The organism is Streptomyces sp. NBC_01210, assembly GCF_036010325.1.
Lineage (GTDB): Bacteria > Actinomycetota > Actinomycetes > Streptomycetales > Streptomycetaceae > Streptomyces.
On record NZ_CP108549.1, the window covers coordinates 8,890,987 to 8,908,168 of the forward strand.

Consider the following 17,182-nt stretch of genomic DNA (forward strand, 5'->3'; position numbering starts at 1 on the left):
CGAGTCCGGCCGGGCGGGAGCACTGCAAGGGGGAGTCTGCATGAGCAAGGTCGATGAGTTCGAGGAGCTGCGGCCGCTGCTGTTCTCGATCGCGTACCGGATTCTGGGCAGCGTGGGTGAGGCGGAGGACGCAGTGCAGGAGGCATGGCTCCGCTTCGACGCCTCGGCGACCCGGCCCGCCTCGGCCAAGGCGTTTCTGTCCGCCACGGTGACGCGTATCTCGATCGACGTGCTGCGCTCTGCCCGGGTGAGGCGGGAGGAGTATGTCGGACCGTGGTTCCCCGAGCCGCTGCTCAGCGATCCGTACCAGGATCCGGCACGCTCGGCGGAGCTCGCCGACTCGGTGTCGATGGCGGCGCTGCTGCTCCTGGAACGGCTCAGCCCGCTGGAACGGTCGGTGTTCGTGCTGCGAGAGGTGTTCGCCTTCGGCTTCGACGAAATCGCCGCGGCGGTGGGGCGGTCGGAGGCGGCGTGCCGGCAACTGCTGGTACGGGCGCGACGTCACATGCGCGCCGGGCGGCCACGGTTCGAAGCGGACCGTCAGGAGCGGCAGGAACTGGCGGCGCGGTTCTTCGACGCCCTCCGCGAAGGCGATTTCGCCGGCCTGCGGGATCTTCTCGCCGCCGACGTGTCGATGGTCGGGGACGGCGGCGGCAAGGCCCCGCAGCTGGCCAGGGCCGTCGTCGGCGCCGAGAATGTGGCCCGGCTGCTCACCTCCGTCTTCCCCTTGCTGGCCCGGATCGACGTCACGTTCGAGCCGCACGAGGTCAACGGCCGGCCCGGCGCGGTCTTCCGCGACCGGGACGGCAAGGTGCTCCACGTCCTGGCCATCGAGGTGCTCGACGGGCAGATCCAGACCATCCGCTCGGTGATCAACCCAGACAAGCTTGGCCACCTCGGGCCGGTCGCCGACGCCTGGGCCGTCGACCGCGAGGTGAAGCAGGCCCGCCGGGAGATGAAGTGACCTCGGGACCGGCCTGGGCCGGCTCGTTTACCAGCAGCTCATGTCAGTGGCCAAAGTGGCTATCACCTACCCGGCGAGGTTGTAGCACTGACGGCTGATGCCGTAGTAGCGGCAGGTGGCGGCAACACTGCCGCTCACCTCCTTCACATGGCGCAGCACTGCCAGCCAGTGCTTGAACGCCTTGAGAGCGCACTGTGGGCGGATGCCGACGGGGCGGCGGGATACCTGCACCGCGTGGCCGTGCTCCGATGGGCGGCGGGGCTCGGGGCTGGCATTCTCGACTGGGCAGCCAATGCCGCACGGCAACGGGGCGCCAACTACCTGCGGCTGGACTGCGTGACGTCCAATGATCGACTGCGTGCCTACTACGAGGCCCATGGCTTCGCGCACCGCGGAGACGTGCCCGTGGGCGGTGCTCCTGGTCAGCGGTTGGAGGACGGTCCCGTCACCTGGGTCAGCCGCTATGAGCTGGCCTTGCCACGGGCCTGCGCGTCATAGCCACTCGTTGATGACCGCGACTAGGACGGTGGCCTCATAGCGGACGACGAGCTTCTCAAAGCGAGTGGCCACCGCCCGGTGCCTCTTGAGGCGGTTGATCCCGCACTCCACCGCGTGGCGCTCGCGGTAGTCGTTCTTGTCGAACTTCGGCGGCCGGCCGCCGCTCGAGCCGCGCCTCTTGCGGTTGCGGACCTGGTCGGCCTTGTCCGGGATGGTGCAGCAGATCCCGCGCCGGCGCGGGTAGCCGCGGTTCTTGCGGGAGGCTTACGTCTTGTTGGTGCGCACGTGGTCGGGCCGGGTTTCATTGGCAGGCGAGCCGACCGCTCACGGATGATCAGGCCTTCGAGGTTCTCAGCCGCCGGATTCCGATATGGCTGTCTCGCCGCGGAGAGGGGGCAGGGGATCGCTGTCCGCGCCAGCGCGAGTCGTAGCGGCCAGGACGTCGAGGGTGCCGGTCAGGTCGAAGAGCCTCCACACGCAGGGACTGGTGTCGATCACTGCCGCGGTCTGGCCGGACGACAGGGCCTTGTGGCGGATGTCTATGAGGACCTGAAGACCGGAGCAGTCACAAAAAGACACCCTGGCGAGATCGATTTCGAGGCCGGTGGACGCTTGCAGGGCCGCGTCGAGCACCCGATGTAGATCTGGTGCGCTGTCCAGGTCTATTTCGCCCGCCGCGACCACTCGGGCGCGGCCACCGGCGACCCCGGTCACTGTGAGTGCGAGGCGGTTGCTGAAGGTCGGGCGCACGGGGCGCGGGTCGGGCTTCTTGGACAGGCCTGAACGGGAAGCCATGATCATCTCCCTGGAACGGCAAATCCTCTGTCCTCATGTTGAGCCGTACCGCGAGATACGTCAATAGATACCTGAATTTAGTTTCGGGTGATGCAAAACCTGTATGAGGGAACGTACGATGGGTTCATGGACGAAGCCCCGGCGCCCCGCACCACATGGACGTTCCTGACCAATCACGCTCGCGTGCTTTCGGCCATCTCGCGCGATCCATGGGTCCGGATCCGCGATCTTGCCAGCTCTCTCGACCTGACTGAGCGGACCGTCCAAGCTGTTGTCTCCGACCTGGAGGCGGCCGGGTACCTGACGCGCACGCGCGAGGGCCGACGGAACAAATACCGCCTGATCGGAGGAAGGTTCCGTCATCCGGCGGAAGGGCACCGGGACATTGCCCCGCTCCTGGAAGCCCTGGCAAGCCCGGCGGGACTGCCCGGCGCGGGAGGCGACGACGCGGCCGAGCCGGGTCGGGAGCCCAGTCCCTCCGACGCGGCACATTCGCAGGACTCGTGAAACCCCGGCGGTCTGTCACCGGGACGGTGCACGCCACCGAGTCTCCTGACAGGACCGCCGGGGCATGGGAACTGCGTGGACAACGCCGGGTGAGCCTTCGAAAGGCTGGGGGCGTGAGCGCTGTTTCGCTGGTGTGTCCGCTCACCCCGTACCAAGGAGTGATCATGAGCGTTGCAGGCGAACCCGGCGGTCGGGCTCAGCAGATGCGTGCCGAGGCGCAGGAGTTGGAACAGGCCGCGGAGCGTGCGAGCGACCCCCAAGGGTGTCAGCGGCTGAAGGACAAGCTCGTCGGCGCAAGGGGCACAGCGAGCAGGACGTGATCGCCGGGCGCCTGGATGCCAACCCCTGGGGGACGTACTCCGGCACCGCTGCTCGGTCCGCGCCGCCCGACGACGGCTCGAAGTCACGGCGTGACGCCGCGCCGTCGACATCGCCTCTGGTGTCGACCGGCGTGACAGTCTCCCGTGGTCACGGAGGGGCGCCTTTCGGCGCCGGTGTGGGCTCGGCCGACTGGGGTAGGCGTTCGGCGAACAGCGGCCGCACGACGAGCAAGGCTGCGGAGGAAGCCATGCCCGAACTGCCGGATGTCGAAGGATTCCGTCAGGCGCTGATCAGCTGCAGCCGGCGTCGGCGCGTCACGGCCATCGAGGTGCGCGACGCCGGAGTTCTGCGGGGCGTCACCGAGAAACGGCTGCGGAGAGAACTCGAGGGAAGGCGTCTCAGGAAGGCGTCTTGGGAAGGCGTGGCGTCACGGCAAATGGTTGTTCGCGCCAACGGGTGATGGGCCAACCTTTGTGTGTCATTTCGGCATGAGGGATCACTGTGGTGCTGCTCTGCGGACGAACCGATTGAAGCGTATGACCGCTCGTGCTGACGCTCGACGATGGTCGGAACCTGCGCTATCGCGATCAACGCAAACTGCAGGGCGTGCAGTTGGCCGGGGCAGGGCCGGTAGAGAACGCTTTCGAGCCGGATAGGCGTACCCGAGTAAACGAGCCACCGGCACAAGGGCAACCTTTCCCCTTTCCACTGGTCGAGCGTGCACCGACAGTTAAGCCGCGAATCGGCTGCGGCGCTATCGCCCCCATCACCGCGGCATATCGGGGTTTCCGCTGTCGGCTCGCCTGTCCCGTGCAACGGGTGGTCGGCGTGCGCGCCACGAGAGGGCGCCGCGAGGTGTCGCTCCCCGTTTGGCGGGCATCCGACCACTAGTCGGCACCGTGGATGAGAGACTCCGTGCGGCGGTATGCCGAAGAAGGTGGGCCAGCTGCGGCCGGGCCGCGGGAAGGCAGTCGTCGTGCGCAGCGTGGGTGTCGAGGAAGAACTGCTGTTGGTGGACGCCGAGAGCGGTGAGCCTCGCGCCCTGTCGGCGACCGTGCTGGCCGCCGCTTCCCGGGAGGCCGTCCGCAAGGACAAGAACAAGGTCTTCGAAGCGGAACTGCAACGCGAGCAGCTCGAGTTTGCCACCCGGCCGCAGGTCGCCATGGATGGCCTCGCGCACGAGATCCGGCGCTGGCGGGCCGAGGCCGCCCGCCACGCGGAGGGGCTGGGCGCGGCCGTCGCCGCGCTTGCCACCTCTCCTCTGCCCGTCAGCCCCTCGATCGGGTTCAGCGAGCGGTACCGGTGGATGGGTGAGAAGTTCGGGCTGACCGTGCAGGAGCAGCTCACGGGAGGATGTCATGTGCATGTCTCTGTCGGCTCAGACGAGGAGGGTGTCGCGGTCCTCGACCGCATCCGGCCGTGGCTGCCCGTGCTGCTGGCACTGAGCGCAAACTCCCCGTTCTGGCAGGGCCAGGACAGCAAATACGGCAGCTACCGCAGCCAGGTCTGGGGCCGCTGGCCCTCCGCCGGTCCTGTGGAGGTCTTCGGCTCCGCGGATCGGTACCACGAACAGGTGCGAGAGCTGCTCGGCACCGGCGTGCTGCGGGACGAAGGCATGATCTACTTCGACGCCCGGCTGTCCCACCGCTACCCCACCGTCGAAATCCGGGTGGCGGACGTGTGCCTGGACCCGTCGACGACGGTGCTGCTCGCCACCTTGTCCCGTGGCCTCGTGCAAACGGCCTTCCGTCAGTGGCAGAAGGGCGAGCCGCCCGCCCGGCACGGGGTGGCCCTGCTGCGCATGGCTGTCTGGCAGGCTGGCCGGTACGGCCTGGAACATCAGCTGATCCATCCCCTGAGCATGCGACCCGCACCCGCAGAGACAGTGGTGCGGGCGCTATTCGACCACGCGCGGGACGAACTCGAAGACACGGGTGACCTCGTGCCCGCTCGGGAAGCGATCAACACCCTGCTGGCCACCGGCAACGGAGCGCGGGTCCAGCGCGAACTAATGGAGAGGACGGGCAACCTCCGGAACGTCGTCAAAGAATGCGTGAGCCGCACCCAGGGCTGACCGGAAAGGTCGGACGCCGCCCGGTAAGCCGGCTGGATCGACGCTCGTCTCCCGGACACACCCGGGGAAGCCTAGGATCCTGGCCGCGCAACTGCCCGGCCCCACTGTGAGGTCCTCAGCGACGCCCCTGACGGGGCTTTGCGGGGGCGGCGGACAGAGTCGTTCGGGCTGGAGGAGTTCTGCCGCGGTGGCGGAGTGGGACGCCAGCGCGGTGCTGTCAGCCGGGCGGCGAAGTCGCCGGTTCCGGCAGCCTCGGCGGTGCGGCGGAATACGGGTGGTGGTGCGCGCCCTATCGCCCCTCGTCGCATCGCCGGTCAGCCGCATGACCCGGCTGGTCAGCACGGTCCGCTGGTGCTCGGCCTGGTACCGGGCAGCCAGCGCCTCGAAGAAGGGGAGTCCGACCGCCCGAGAACGCTGCTTTGGCACATAGCGGCGCTTCGGTACGTACAGTCTCGCCAGTGGGATGGTTACCCAAGGGCGTCTTCCTCTCCTTGGAGGGACGACATGTCTGTTCCCCCGAGCCCCTATCCCACGCCGGACCCTGCGCCACCTTCGCCGGACCCCGCGCCATCTCCTCCAGGACCAACCCCCGGACCCGGCCCTGTACCGGACCCGGGCCCTCTTGGCGAGGACCGTGGTGCTGCTGCGCATGCAGCCTCGTTATGAATGTGTGCCGAGCAGCATGTAGGTGTGCCCGCGCCGGCGGCAGCAGGCGGATCAGGCGGATCAGGCCGCGCCCAGCCGTCGGTCTGACTCGCGGCCGTTGGCGTGAAACACGTCTTTCTCCGGGGCGGTGATACCGGTACATCGAGGCGGGTGCATGGTCGCCCAGTACGCACATGCAGACCATGAAGGAAGGGACAGCATGACCAGCAGCGAGGCCGGAGAGGTCACTGGAACGAAGGACAAGGACTACAACCTGATCTGGTACATCGAGGCGTGCCTGAGCAACGCGCTGCGGATGGAGACCTTCATCCAGGATGGGGAACGCGACAGCGACACCGAAGTCGTCGATTTGTTCCGCAAGGCCCAGGCAGACAGCCGTAAGGGCGCCGAACTGGGCAAGCAACTGCTGCGTGCGCGACTTGGCAGCTGACACCATGCCCTGAGCGTGGGTCAGCCCACGCAGCGCGCTACGCGACACCGATCCGTTCGCGGAGGGGCAGCGGGCGCTGCGTCCCCTCGGAGCAGGCCACGCGAGCCGTTCATGATGTGGTGAGCCTACGCCGGCTTGGACCGCCAGAGGCGCTCCCCGACCCCCTGTACGGCGAGCGAGGACGAGGGTGCCGGCGGCCCGGCCGCTTCTGAACTCTTGATCATTCGTTGGGTATTGCGTGGATGCTCGCGGGAGCCAGTGGTGCCGTGCTGGTGCGCTGCGGTCGGCAGAGGGCCGGCCGAGCTGGAGAATGTTGGCACGGTCGGGTGCACGGGTGAGCGGCCACACCGGATCCGCCTGCGGGGGCTGCCCGCTGGGCCGCGCTGTTCCCCCAGCAATACGGCAGCGCGGTGTCCATGTGGCGTCTGCGCCGCAGAGGTGTGGCGAGGTGGTGAGGGCCTCGCCGAACTATCTGGTCAGCAATACAGCGGCTCTCCGTTGCGGCGCAGCCGATGCCTCTGTGATGCGGTGAAATCGCAGGTCACGGGATGCTGGGGCCGACCCCGGTGGTGACGGGCATCGGCAGCGAACAGCCAGCGAGGTGACGGTGCGTCTCTCCTTCTTCGACGAGGAGTGCGCACTACCGGACGACGTCGTGGACGCACGCTGGAAAACAGCATGGACCGCCTGGAGGAGCAGAACGGCTCGAGGCCGACTGACCCCATACGCTGAAAGGGTGCGCCTGCTACTGACCAGCGACACCCATGTGCCCACGAAGGCCAAGGCGCTGCCGGGGGAACTCCTCGACCGGATCGCCGGCGTCGACGTTGTCATACACGCCGGAGACTGGGTGGACACCGCGACCCTCAACCTGCTGGAGGCGCGGGCGAAGCGCCTGGTCGGTGTGTACGGCAACAACGACGGGGCGGACCTGCGGGCCCGGCTGCCCGAAGTGGCGCTCGTGGAACTGGAAGGGCTCCGCATCGGCGTCGTCCACGAGACCGGCCCGGCGCCGGGGCGCGAACGACGGTGTATCGAGCGGTTTCCCGAACTGGACGTGCTGGTCTTCGGGCACAGCCACATTCCGTGGGACACGACGGCCGACGGCAGGCTGCGCCTGCTGAACCCGGGTTCACCGACCGATCGCAGGCGTCAGCCGTACTGCACGTACATGACCGCCGAAGTGGCAGCGGGTGCCGTCGGCCAGGTGCGGCTGCATCGGCTGCCGCGGCGCTGACCGTCTCGCTGAAGAGCCCGGAGTCCGCTCCTTTTCCATACGGGGGCTGGCCGGCACGGCCACCGACACCGCCGCCTTCTACTTCTCGCCGTTGCGCTCCGCCAACGAGCTGATCAACCGGGCACTGGCTCCCTACCCGGACGATCTCGTCATCACCACCAAGGTCGGACCGGGCCGCGATCCCTCGGGCCAGTGGCTGCCGCACGCCACCCCCAAACAGCTGCGCGGCCAGGTCGAGGACAACCTTCGCCAGCTCGGCCGTGACCACCTATGTGGTGAACCTGCGCATCGTCGGCACCGATTCAATCGCCGAATGCTTCGGCGCACTCGCCGAATTGCGCGAGGCCGGACTCATCTGTCACCTGGGCCTGTCCAACGTCCGCCCCCACCACCTCGCCGAGGCTCAGACCATCGCTCCGGTGGTCTGCGTCCAGAATATGTACGGCATCGGCGCATCGCCCGGGCAGAGGGAGTTCCTGCACATCTGGGGTGAACAGCGCATCGCGTTCGTGCCGTTCTACTCGATCGCCGGCACCGGACGCACGGTCGGCGCGACCACCGACGACAGCAGGGAGGTGCACGCCATCGCCCGCGCCCGCGGAGTGAGCGCAGCCCAGATCCGGCTGGCGTGGACTCTGCACCAGGGCCCCCACGTCCTAGCCATCCCCGGTACTGGCGAGCCCGACCATATCGCCGAGAACGTGGCCGCCGGCTCTTTGCGCCTTTCCGAGGACGAACTCACCGTCCTGGACGCCCTCCACCACGAAACAGCATGAACAAGACCCCCTGCCGTTGTGATCCACTCCTGCTGATCGGCTTGTCTGCCTTGCCTGTTCCTGCCGCCTGCCCGATAGCCCTGACCGCCGCCGAGCGGCAACGGCTGAAGAAGGCGGCCTATGGTCACAAGACTCGGCACCAGGCCAGGGTCCGGTCGCGGATCGTGCTCTTGGCAGCGCGGGGCATGTCCAACGCGCGGATCGCTGTTGAGGTGGGGTGTACGTGGACACCGTGCGCACCTGGCGGGTCCGGTTCGCCGACCTGGGCGTGCTCGACTGGCCGACCTCCAGCGTCCGGGGCGGCCCGCCGTCTTCACCGCGTTGCAGGCCGCACAGGTCAAGGCCCTGGCGTGTCAGCTTCCCGCCGAGGCAGGCGCGCCGCTGTCACGCTGGTCGTGCCCGAAACTGGCGCGCGAGGCCGTCGTCCGCCGGATCGCCCCGGCCCATCTCGGCGTTCACCGTGCGCCGCTGGCTGGACCAGGACGCGATCAGGCCCTGGCAGCACCGCTCCTGGATCTTCATCAGCGACCCCGACTATCGCCCAAGGCCGCCCGTGTCCTGGACCTGTACGCCAGCAGCTGGGGCGGGCTACCGCTCGGTGCGGACGAGAAGGCCGGACAGGGCAGCTCCGACGATGGTCCCATCCAGGAACCGCGCGCCGCCAAGAGCCCGTCGCCCTTGACGGCATCCGGCTCAAATCTGCCTCCCAGAGCGTTACGAGCCGGGGGAGAGGGAAGGCGTCGTTCTGTTACGCCAGTAGTCGGCTGCGATCGGCCCGAGGGAAAGGCAGCATGCGGCATGGCACACGCTCCGGATGTCATCGCGGAACTGACTGCCGACCACCGTGAGGTGGGCGAGCTCTTCGCGCAGATCGAGGAGGTCACGCCTGGGTCGGCGGAGCGTAAGCAGCTGCTCGACCAGCTGACCATTGAGCTGGTACGGCACTCAGTGGCCGAGGAGATGCACCTCTACCCCGCAGTGCGCGAGTACCTGGAAAACGGAGATGCCCTGGCGGACAAGGAGCTCGCTGACCACGGCCGTTTGGAGCAGCTGCTCAAGGGCCTTGAGGCGAGGGACGCCGACGACCTCGATTTCAACCGGCTCCTGGTGAATCTCAGGGTGGAAGTTTTCGCACATGTCAAGGATGAGGAGGATAATCTCTTCGTTCAGCTGCGCCAGGGCTGTCATCCTTTTGTCCTGGAGAGCCTGGGCGAGAAGGTCCGGAACGCGAAGAAGACCGCCCCCACGCGTCCCCACCCCGGCGCTCCCACCTCACCGCCGGCCATCAAACTCCTGGCTCCTGGTATCGGGCTGGTCGACCGGGCCCGTGACTTCGTCACAGGCCGCGGCAAGTAGCAACAGGTTTCAAGGACGGCGGGCGGGTACCGGATGTCTTCGTCGACTACTCGAACCTTTTTGGGACCGGCTACCGAGAGCTGGTCTTTCCGGTTTTGCTCTCGATCACAGTGCGATACCGATGGCATTTGAGGCTATTCTCCCTTTTCATTGCTGTTGTTCCTGGGTATGGCGCTGAAGTGAGCTATGTGAACCGCGGCGGGGAGTACTCGCGTGACAGCCGGTACATCACCACCCGGATCACCACCGACGGACGCGACGGCTTCCCTGTGGAGCCCGGCCGCTACCGGCTGGTGGTCAGCCGGGCCTGTCCGTGGGCCAGCCGGGCGGTGATCGTACGGCGGCTCCTCGGCCTGGAGAGGGCGATGTCGATGGCCATCGCCGGGCCCACGCACGACGAGCGCAGCTGGACGTTCGACCTCGACCCGGGCGGCCGCGACCCGGTGCTCGGCATCGAGCGGCTCCAGGAGGCGTACTTCGCCCGCGACCCGGGCTACGACCGGGGCATCACGGTGCCGGCGATCGTCGACGTGCCGACCGGCAAGGTGGTGACCAACGACTTCCCGCAGATCACGATCGACATGTCGCTGGAGTGGAGGCTCTACCACCGCGACGGATCGCCGGCGCTCTACCCGCCCGCGCTGCGGTCGGAGATCGACGCGGTGAACGAGGTGGTCTACAAGGACGTGAACAACGGCGTCTACCGGACCGGTTTCGCCGGGTCGCAGGAGTCGTACGCCGCAGCCTATGAGCGCCTGTTCGCCCGGCTGGACTGGCTCGCCAAGCGGCTCGAAGAGTCCCGGTACCTCGTCGGCGACACGATCACCGAGGCGGATGTGCGGCTGTTCACCACGCTCGTGCGCTTCGACGCCGTCTATCACGGTCACTTCAAGTGCAACCGGCACAAGCTTTCCGAGATGCCGGTGCTGTGGGCGTACGCGCGAGACCTGTTCCAGACGCCCGGCTTCGGCGACACGGTCGACTTCGACCACATCAAGCGGCACTACTACACGGTGCACCGTGACATAAATCCGACCAGGATCGTGCCGGCCGGCCCGGACCTGACGGATTGGCTCGAGCCGCACGACCGCGCAGCGCTGGGCGGGCGGCCGTTCGGCGACGGCACGCCGCCCAAGCCGGTCGCACCCGAGGAGGCAGTGCCGGCCGGCCACACACCGCCGGTTACCTGAGCCGGCGTCTCTGCTCCCGGCCACGTCCAGCGCCATGTCCGCCGTCTCCATCCGGGAGCCCGCGCGCGAGCCGCCGCCTGCCCGGGTGACTCCGCCAACGGATATCTGCAGCTACCCCTCGAAAAGGTCAGCATCGCGCCGGTAGGTCGAAGAGGCGCAGGAGTGGGCGATCGGCCAGACGCTCGCGTGGTTCAAGGACACGACGGGTGCCGGCCGTCACCGAGCCTCAGCGTTGGCCGTGGCGTGGCGCGGCTGCGGCACTTCGCCAAGCTGGCCCATCCCTCGCCGATCGGCTACGACGAAGAGCTTCCACCACAATTGCAGGCCCCGATCCGCTGTGGCTACTACCTGTTCCCCATCGACGTGTGGAGCCGCGCTCTGCAGAACTGGCAGTCCGAATTACTCTCGCCGTCGTGTCTATGGCCATCCTCTCCGTCTACCTCCGCCAACGCGGATCGCTTCGAATCCAAACCAGTCGGCGCACCCCACCGCGCCACAGGCATCGAGGGAACTGACGCGCAGCAGGTCGTCGTTGGTGTGCGGGTGTCAGGCGTCGGCGGTGGTGATGTCGTGGCTGTCGATCACTTCAGAGATGCCGCGGGTCGCGATCGTGTCCGACCACGCGTCCAGGTTCCGGCCGAACCACTCTGGCAGCCCGAACACGGCTCGCTCACAACCAGACACTCTCAGCCGTAGCGCCACTCTCGGTATGGGCCCCAAGGGTGGCGCTACTCGCCTCGCGGATGAACTCGCTGCGTGTCGTGATGGGTTGGAGGAGTTCGCCGGGTCAGCTCGGTGCCGCGCAGGCGAGCGTCCGGTGAAGGGCCGGGGTGCGACGCGGTCCGAGGTGCGGGTGGCCCGACAGCGCGCTGCAGCCATGACCGCTACCGTGCTGGCGATGATGCTCTGGGGCCTGCCGCAGGACGACCCGAAGCCCACCAGCACCGGCGCCCTCACCGGTCGCAGCATCACGATGACCACCAAGACGCCCGATCCGGTCAACCCCGACGGACCGTACCGTGACCGTCTGCTGTCGACCGAGCGGTTCGAGCAGTCCCTGCGGATTGTCATCAACTCGGTGGTGTTCCGCTCCTCCGGCCAGGACCTGACCACCACCGGCACCTACACCGAGATGGCCACCCGCCTCACCGAACCCGTCCTGCTGGGCCTGGCCGTCCTGGCCATCCGCGGCCGCGTCAAACGTTGACAGCTGTCGCTCCCACAGCAACGGAAACAGGCGACCACGGCGTCGGGCACTGAAGCACTCGGTGCGCCCCAACCGTCGCAAGCCGACCCGCGAAAGATTTCAGTGTGCAAGTCAGCGCCCCGCACAGTGAAATCTTCTGTGCAGCTCGGCAGAACTGCCCGCAGAGGCCGCGGCGGTACCGCAGCGGCGAGACCAGGGCCTGGTCGTGCGGGGTCGCGGTGGGGCTCGGGTGCCCGCCCCGCCACAGGGCCCCCGGCGCGCGTCAGTGACCGCATCCGATGCGCATCCGGAGGGTGCGCACCGGTGCGCCGGCGAATGGAGGCGATGCGCACCGACCGTGATGCCGATCTCGAATTTTCCTCAAAGGTGCTCTTGATCCCCAGTTGCTTCGCGGAGCGAACCAACTGGGGATGGTCAGTGAGCGTCAGGGGCTGGTCCTGGTGTCAGACCCATGGGTGAAGATCGGCCCATGCTGCAAGCGAGAGACGAACGCGGTCGTCTGGTGAAGAAGCCCAACAGTGCTGAGTGAAATGGTGGCCAATTTGGGCCGGGGCAATGCCTTCGTGATCGTCGAGCGAGTTGACGACGAGGCAGATGGCGATTGGTATGTGCAAGTGTGGTTGAGGGACGACAACACCTATCAACTGGAGTTCCGGGACGGGACCGCAGCTGAGCACTATCAGACCCGGACGATCTCCCAGGAGAAGGTGATCGACGCGCTGAGCGGGTGGGCCGGCGGTCGGTCGGGGTGGCAGGACGCCTTCATGTGGAACAACATCGGCAGCTGCTTTCGTCTGTGTCCCCGACATCGATGGGTGTGGGCGACTGCTTCGTACGCTCCACTCCGCGCCTGAACGTTCCGCGATCGGACCGCGAGAATGTGGATCACAGTCGTATGAACGGTGCCGCAGTCACCTGGGGCCGGTCCAGGATCTCGGTGGACGGGACATCGTCGCCGAGAACCTGGCCTGGCTCACGGGGCCCGGCGGAGCGTGGGTTTGGGTGTGGTGGCGGCCTTCGATCGGCTTCGTGGAGGTGATCGTCGGTCAGCGCCGGATAAGGGCGAGCGACGAGCAGTGTGGTGGCTCAGTTGCCAATGGTGTTGTGGGTCAGGTGGCCAGCAGGCCGCCGTCGATGTACAGGTCATGGGCGTTGATGCCGGTGTTGCGGAGCAGGAAATCGGTGGCGTCTGCGATCTCGGCCATCGTCACCAGTCGTCCGATCGGTGTCTGGGCCGAGTGCGGTGGGTTGGGAACGTCGCGCCATTTGGGGCTGTCGCCGATCAGGCCCGGATGCAGGGCGTTGACGCGATGCGGAGCCATCTCCACCGCGAGGGTCTTCACCAGGCCGGTGATTCCGGCGTTGAAGGTGGTGACGACGGTCGAGCCTGGATACGGGCGTTCTTTGGCGAGCCCGCCGAAAAGAACGACGGAAGCGCCTGGGCTCAACCGGTCGCGCAGCACACGGACGGTCTCGGCGTAGCCGACGAGCTTCATGGTCACGGCCGTCACGGCATCAGCGATGTTGAACTGCGCCAGCGTGTTCGCGGCCTGCCCGACCGCGGTGATGACAAGATTGTCGACCTCGGCCACGTCGGCCAACGAGGCGCTGATCGTTTCGGGTTGGGCAAGGTCGAGGGCCAGCCCCCGGACGCCGACGCCGATCCCGGCGGCAATGGTCTCGGCCTGTGCCTTGTCCCTGCTGGTGATGATGACGTCGTCACCGCGGTCTGCGAAGTACTGGGCGATCACTCCGCCCAGGCCGCCGCTGCCGCCGACGATGAGTGTGCTGGTCACGCGATGACCGTCCTTACGTTGTCGGTTGTGTGAAGGCTGTTCAGGGTGGCTTTGGCCTGCTCACGCATGGCCGGCACGAGGGGAAGAACGGCTTGCGGCAGGTTCGCTGTGACCACCGCGAGCTCGGCGGGAGTGCCCACCTGTTCGAAGAAACCAAGGTTGAGGTGGGCCCCTACGGGCGGGGCCGAGGCGATCACCGCGCGGGAGAACTCGGTCCAGGCTTCATCTGACATGTGCGCTGCCAACGCGGGAAACAGCACCGGTTCCTCGTGCTCAAGGTGCTGGTGCACCAGGTCGCGCACACTGGCTGCCGCGGCGGCCACCGCTGCCCGGTCCGCATCGTCCTGCACGGGAGCGACGGCGAGCGCGTCCAATGCCGCGTCCAGCGCATCGTGTTCCGTGCTGAGTTCGCTCAGCACGGCGCCGGCCACCGGGTTGGCGGCGATCAACTGCGGCCAGAGCACATCGTCTTCGCTCTCGTGGTGATGCCGCAGCGCCGCGACCAGGAAGTCACGCAGTTCGGCCAGTGCGGCCGACGGGGCGTTGTCGCGCTGTGCGGCGTCGGCCAGCAGGGACGTCGCGGCCCGGTGCATCTTGTGCAGTAGCCGCGTCTCGACGATCCCCGCGGACTCCGGCGGATTCGTGCTCACAACAGCCTCCAATCTCAATGGACCTTAATGTCCACTTGGATATTAAGGGTACCAGCGGTCAGCGAGGACCCCCGGTGGCCGGCACTACAGTGATCAGATGAAGGAGTCGCCATGAACGGTCAGGAAGTGTCCGAGAAGCCACTGCGCACGCGCCGACGGGACCCGGAGGGACACCGAGCAGCCATTCTGGAGGCGGCTCGTCACGCCTTCGCCGAGCGTGGTTACGCCCGCACGACCCTCCGCGAAATCGCGAGCCGAGCCGGTGTCACCCACGGTCTGATCACGCGTCAGTTCCAGTCCAAAGAGCGACTCTTCCTCGCGGCTGTGCCCGGTAACAGCGACCTGGAACGGGTAGTTGCCGGAGACCCGGCGACACTGCCCGACCGGATTGCCCACGCCTTCGTCCAGCGGATGGAGACCGACGCCGTCAACGACCCACTCGTCGCCCTCGTGCGCAGTGCCGCGTCCGACGAGCGTGCAGCCGCTCACCTCCTGGTCGCGATGCAGGAGCACAGTGCCGCTGCGTACCGGTCCGTGCTCTCCCCCAACGCACCGGCAGCGCTCGGCGATGACTTGGACACCCGCGTAGCACTCGTGGGGTCACACATGATCGGAGTGGTCTTCAGCCGGTACATCGCACGAACCGAGCCACTTGCCTCGATGCCACCCGAGCAGCTCACCGAACACCTCACCCGGATACTGCGGCACATCCTCTTCGATGATGCCCCCGCACCTCGGAATCCGCCCCAGTGAACAGGGACTTCGTCCACGCGGAGGTCCGCGTCGGGGACTACGAGGACATCGCAGCCGATCAAGACATGAACGACAGACGAGTCGGAACATACGCCGAGACAGTTTCGACTGCCGCGGGGGCGGCGGCGCAGGTTGGCGACGGCAAAAAGTCAACCGGCAGACCATCGCCAACGTCCTGGCCGGCGCCACCTGGCCCGACCTGCTGCCGCCTGCCCCTGGCCGACCCCGAGCCGTAAGCCTTCGCCATGTTGTCGAACGGCCTTGCACATCCCACTACTTGGAGCAGTTTATGAGTGACGCATACTCACCCATCCCAGAACTGAACCTCCTCAAGGAGCTGGAGGAACGAATCGGAGTCGATAACATCTCGCCTGGGTTCTACCTGACGGACTTCGGAGACACCGCGAGCATCAGCACCTGGTCGAAGGATTCGGAGTTCCTCGACAGCCTTCTCTCTTTCGCGAATGCCAACGCTTCCAATTCGATCTACGCCCTCTGGCGCATCGACCGGCGCGCCGACCTGGCCACTCTGCCCGTCGTGGTGTTCGGAGACGAAGGTGGGATCGCTGTCGTCTCACGCAACCTCCGGGATCTGTTCCAGCAACTCGGATGCAACCGGTCGATCACGGTCGGGGACTACAGCGCCGGTTTCAGTGACGACGAAGACGACGAAGACGAACAGGGGCCTCATGCGGAGTATCTCGCATGGCTGCGACAGCATCTGGACCTGACGTCGACGCCCGATCCCAACGCCCTCGTGGTCGCAGCCGAGAAAGAAGTGGCAGTTCAGTTTGCGAACTGGGTCGGGCGCTTCATAGACGACGAGGACTTCGTGGAGGACTTCCTGCACGAGATCGCATGGGCGCACAAAGAATCAGATGGCTGAGGGGTGTGTGGCTAGGCAGGTGGTCGTCATTTCCAGCGGGATCGTTGCCCGAGAGCCCTTCTCCAGGCTGACCTGGCCAATGGGCTGCTTCCTGAGATCCGCGATCTCGACCCCTCGCATGTTCGCGAACTTGCTGGGACCAGCTTGGTGACTCAAGTCGATCTGTGGAAGGTGTCGGCGTTCGCGGGAAAGTGCACAGCTCGGTACACGGCTACGTGCCCACCAGGTGGGGCGTCGTCGGTGCGTCCGGCACCACCAACTGGAGCAGCTCCCACAACTCGTCCGGCACCAGCCGCTCGACTGTCCCCATTCCCGGCACTGCGAGCTACCGTCGATCAAGCCAACGTCTTGTCGTGCTGCCGGCGCACCATCTCGGTGATCCAGATGGGCGCGAACGGAGACGTGCAGCCTGCGGAAGTCGGGTAGTCCTTGAGGACCCCCAGGCGCTCACCGATGTCGATTGCACGGGTGCGGTGCTCGGCGTGCTTGATCCCGATCTGAGCCAGGCAGTGGTTCATCGCCCACTGCAGGCGATCCGGGGCGTCTTTCATCTTCGCCTCGATGATGTCGAGCAGTCCTGCGAGGTCGAGGCCCTCGGGCTTCGTCGCCACGCGTTCGGTGGTCAGCGCCCAGCCGGCACTCGCGACCACTGGATCCGGATCGGCGGACCAGGCCAGGCGCAGCTCTTCGGAGTGCGGGTTCTTCTTCACCACGTAGTTCACGAGCCAGTCGTGCACCTTGGGTGTACGTGCCTCGCGCAACATGACGTCCAACTCGTCACGCTCGAACGCCTTCGGGCGGCAGATCAGGATCGCCAGCAGTCTCGCCGCAGTGTCATCCGTCTCCCAGAGCTGGCACGCGAGTTCCTGCTGCGTCTTCAGCCGTTTCGCGAGCGCGCGCAGCTTGCTGAGGTTCACACCGTGATCGTCACCGTGTTTCTCGTTCACCTCGCGCGCCTTCGGGTCCTCGAGCTCGGCCAGCTCGGCCATCACCTCGGCGACCGTCGTCTCGGTCAGTGTCGTCCCGGCCACCTGAGCCTCCTGTCCATTACGTCAGAGATTCACCCTACGACGAGC

Annotated in this window: 19 protein-coding genes and 5 pseudogenes; 16 read left to right on the forward strand and 8 right to left on the reverse strand. The window is 66.9% G+C overall.

What is annotated here, in order from left to right:
• The first annotated feature begins 40 nt into the window (after window positions 1-40).
• The gene (locus OG735_RS40115) at window positions 41-964 is read left to right on the forward strand and encodes an RNA polymerase sigma-70 factor (protein WP_327328052.1); all 924 of its coding nucleotides are present in this window, start codon (window positions 41-43) and stop codon (window positions 962-964) included.
• 66 nt (window positions 965-1,030) lie between these two features.
• Here the strand turns inward: OG735_RS40115 and OG735_RS40120 are convergent, their stop codons facing one another.
• On the reverse strand, window positions 1,031-1,195 hold the full coding sequence (locus OG735_RS40120; RefSeq protein ID WP_327328053.1) for a hypothetical protein: 165 nt from the start codon (window positions 1,193-1,195) through the stop codon (window positions 1,031-1,033).
• Between the two features lie 9 nt (window positions 1,196-1,204).
• Between OG735_RS40120 and OG735_RS42220 the strand changes: the two genes are divergently transcribed.
• The gene (locus tag OG735_RS42220; protein WP_442812648.1) at window positions 1,205-1,462 is read left to right on the forward strand and encodes a GNAT family N-acetyltransferase; all 258 of its coding nucleotides are present in this window, start codon (window positions 1,205-1,207) and stop codon (window positions 1,460-1,462) included.
• Here the strand turns inward: OG735_RS42220 and OG735_RS40125 are convergent.
• A pseudogene (locus OG735_RS40125) lies at window positions 1,457-1,759 on the reverse strand (IS5 family transposase); the annotation flags it as partial. The gene OG735_RS42220 and the pseudogene OG735_RS40125 overlap by 6 nt on opposite strands.
• A gap of 54 nt (window positions 1,760-1,813) precedes the next feature.
• Window positions 1,814-2,257, reverse strand: a complete 444-nt coding sequence (locus OG735_RS40130) for an STAS domain-containing protein (protein ID WP_327328054.1) — start codon at window positions 2,255-2,257, stop codon at window positions 1,814-1,816.
• Window positions 2,258-2,383: 126 nt separating this feature from the next.
• On the opposite strand from OG735_RS40130, the gene OG735_RS40135 reads away from it, so the two are divergent.
• The 7 genes and pseudogenes from OG735_RS40135 to OG735_RS40165 form a co-directional block, all read left to right on the forward strand.
• On the forward strand, window positions 2,384-2,764 hold the full coding sequence (locus tag OG735_RS40135) for a helix-turn-helix transcriptional regulator (protein ID WP_327328055.1): 381 nt from the start codon (window positions 2,384-2,386) through the stop codon (window positions 2,762-2,764).
• A gap of 164 nt (window positions 2,765-2,928) precedes the next feature.
• The gene (locus tag OG735_RS40140; protein ID WP_327328056.1) at window positions 2,929-3,084 is read left to right on the forward strand and encodes a DUF6381 family protein; all 156 of its coding nucleotides are present in this window, start codon (window positions 2,929-2,931) and stop codon (window positions 3,082-3,084) included.
• 248 nt (window positions 3,085-3,332) lie between these two features.
• Window positions 3,333-3,545, forward strand: coding sequence for a DNA-formamidopyrimidine glycosylase family protein (locus OG735_RS40145; RefSeq protein ID WP_327328057.1), 213 nt, complete (start codon window positions 3,333-3,335; stop codon window positions 3,543-3,545).
• Window positions 3,546-4,010: 465 nt separating this feature from the next.
• Window positions 4,011-5,159: a glutamate--cysteine ligase 2 gene (locus tag OG735_RS40150; RefSeq protein WP_327328058.1), complete on the forward strand. Its 1,149-nt coding sequence runs from the start codon at window positions 4,011-4,013 to the stop codon at window positions 5,157-5,159.
• An 865-nt stretch (window positions 5,160-6,024) separates the two neighbouring features.
• Window positions 6,025-6,255 carry a hypothetical protein gene (locus tag OG735_RS40155; protein WP_327328059.1) on the forward strand — a complete coding sequence of 77 codons (231 nt, stop codon included), beginning with the start codon at window positions 6,025-6,027 and terminating at the stop codon, window positions 6,253-6,255.
• 736 nt (window positions 6,256-6,991) lie between these two features.
• Window positions 6,992-7,492, forward strand: a complete 501-nt coding sequence (locus OG735_RS40160; RefSeq protein ID WP_327328060.1) for a metallophosphoesterase family protein — start codon at window positions 6,992-6,994, stop codon at window positions 7,490-7,492.
• A gap of 64 nt (window positions 7,493-7,556) precedes the next feature.
• A pseudogene (locus OG735_RS40165) lies at window positions 7,557-8,268 on the forward strand (aldo/keto reductase); the annotation flags it as partial.
• A gap of 384 nt (window positions 8,269-8,652) precedes the next feature.
• Here the strand turns inward: OG735_RS40165 and OG735_RS40170 are convergent.
• Window positions 8,653-8,790: a hypothetical protein gene (locus OG735_RS40170; RefSeq protein WP_327328061.1), complete on the reverse strand. Its 138-nt coding sequence runs from the start codon at window positions 8,788-8,790 to the stop codon at window positions 8,653-8,655.
• Window positions 8,791-9,066: 276 nt separating this feature from the next.
• On the opposite strand from OG735_RS40170, the gene OG735_RS40175 reads away from it, so the two are divergent.
• From OG735_RS40175 to OG735_RS42225, 3 genes and pseudogenes are all read left to right on the forward strand, one after another.
• Window positions 9,067-9,624: a hemerythrin domain-containing protein gene (locus OG735_RS40175; protein WP_327328062.1), complete on the forward strand. Its 558-nt coding sequence runs from the start codon at window positions 9,067-9,069 to the stop codon at window positions 9,622-9,624.
• A gap of 188 nt (window positions 9,625-9,812) precedes the next feature.
• Window positions 9,813-10,814 carry a glutathione S-transferase family protein gene (locus OG735_RS40180; protein ID WP_327328627.1) on the forward strand — a complete coding sequence of 334 codons (1,002 nt, stop codon included), beginning with the start codon at window positions 9,813-9,815 and terminating at the stop codon, window positions 10,812-10,814.
• A gap of 243 nt (window positions 10,815-11,057) precedes the next feature.
• Window positions 11,058-11,303: pseudogene (locus OG735_RS42225) on the forward strand (DUF6766 family protein); the annotation flags it as partial.
• Window positions 11,304-11,378: 75 nt separating this feature from the next.
• Here OG735_RS42225 and OG735_RS40190 read toward each other — a convergent pair.
• A pseudogene (locus OG735_RS40190) lies at window positions 11,379-11,488 on the reverse strand (barstar family protein); the annotation flags it as partial.
• Between the two features lie 197 nt (window positions 11,489-11,685).
• Between OG735_RS40190 and OG735_RS40195 the strand changes: the two are divergent.
• Together OG735_RS40195 and OG735_RS40200 are read left to right on the forward strand one after the other, a co-directional pair.
• Window positions 11,686-12,021: pseudogene (locus tag OG735_RS40195) on the forward strand (pentapeptide repeat-containing protein); the annotation flags it as partial.
• Between the two features lie 518 nt (window positions 12,022-12,539).
• Window positions 12,540-12,875 carry a hypothetical protein gene (locus tag OG735_RS40200; RefSeq protein WP_327328063.1) on the forward strand — a complete coding sequence of 112 codons (336 nt, stop codon included), beginning with the start codon at window positions 12,540-12,542 and terminating at the stop codon, window positions 12,873-12,875.
• A 255-nt stretch (window positions 12,876-13,130) separates the two neighbouring features.
• Here OG735_RS40200 and OG735_RS40205 read toward each other — a convergent pair whose 3' ends face one another.
• Together OG735_RS40205 and OG735_RS40210 are read right to left on the reverse strand one after the other, a co-directional pair.
• Complete coding sequence (locus OG735_RS40205) at window positions 13,131-13,817, reverse strand: SDR family oxidoreductase (protein ID WP_327328064.1); 687 nt, start codon at window positions 13,815-13,817, stop codon at window positions 13,131-13,133.
• The gene (locus OG735_RS40210; protein WP_327328065.1) at window positions 13,814-14,467 is read right to left on the reverse strand and encodes a hemerythrin domain-containing protein; all 654 of its coding nucleotides are present in this window, start codon (window positions 14,465-14,467) and stop codon (window positions 13,814-13,816) included. The genes OG735_RS40205 and OG735_RS40210 overlap by 4 nt, the downstream gene beginning before the upstream one ends.
• 111 nt (window positions 14,468-14,578) lie before the next feature.
• On the opposite strand from OG735_RS40210, the gene OG735_RS40215 reads away from it, so the two are divergent.
• Both OG735_RS40215 and OG735_RS40220 read left to right on the forward strand, forming a co-directional pair.
• Window positions 14,579-15,220 (forward strand): TetR/AcrR family transcriptional regulator, encoded by a 642-nt coding sequence (locus OG735_RS40215; protein ID WP_327328066.1) that lies wholly within the window; start codon window positions 14,579-14,581, stop codon window positions 15,218-15,220.
• Between the two features lie 289 nt (window positions 15,221-15,509).
• Window positions 15,510-16,106, forward strand: coding sequence for a hypothetical protein (locus tag OG735_RS40220; RefSeq protein ID WP_327328067.1), 597 nt, complete (start codon window positions 15,510-15,512; stop codon window positions 16,104-16,106).
• Between the two features lie 335 nt (window positions 16,107-16,441).
• Here the strand turns inward: OG735_RS40220 and OG735_RS40225 are convergent, their stop codons facing one another.
• Window positions 16,442-17,095, reverse strand: coding sequence for a DNA alkylation repair protein (locus tag OG735_RS40225; RefSeq protein WP_327328068.1), 654 nt, complete (start codon window positions 17,093-17,095; stop codon window positions 16,442-16,444).
• Between the last annotated feature and the right edge of the window lie 87 nt (window positions 17,096-17,182).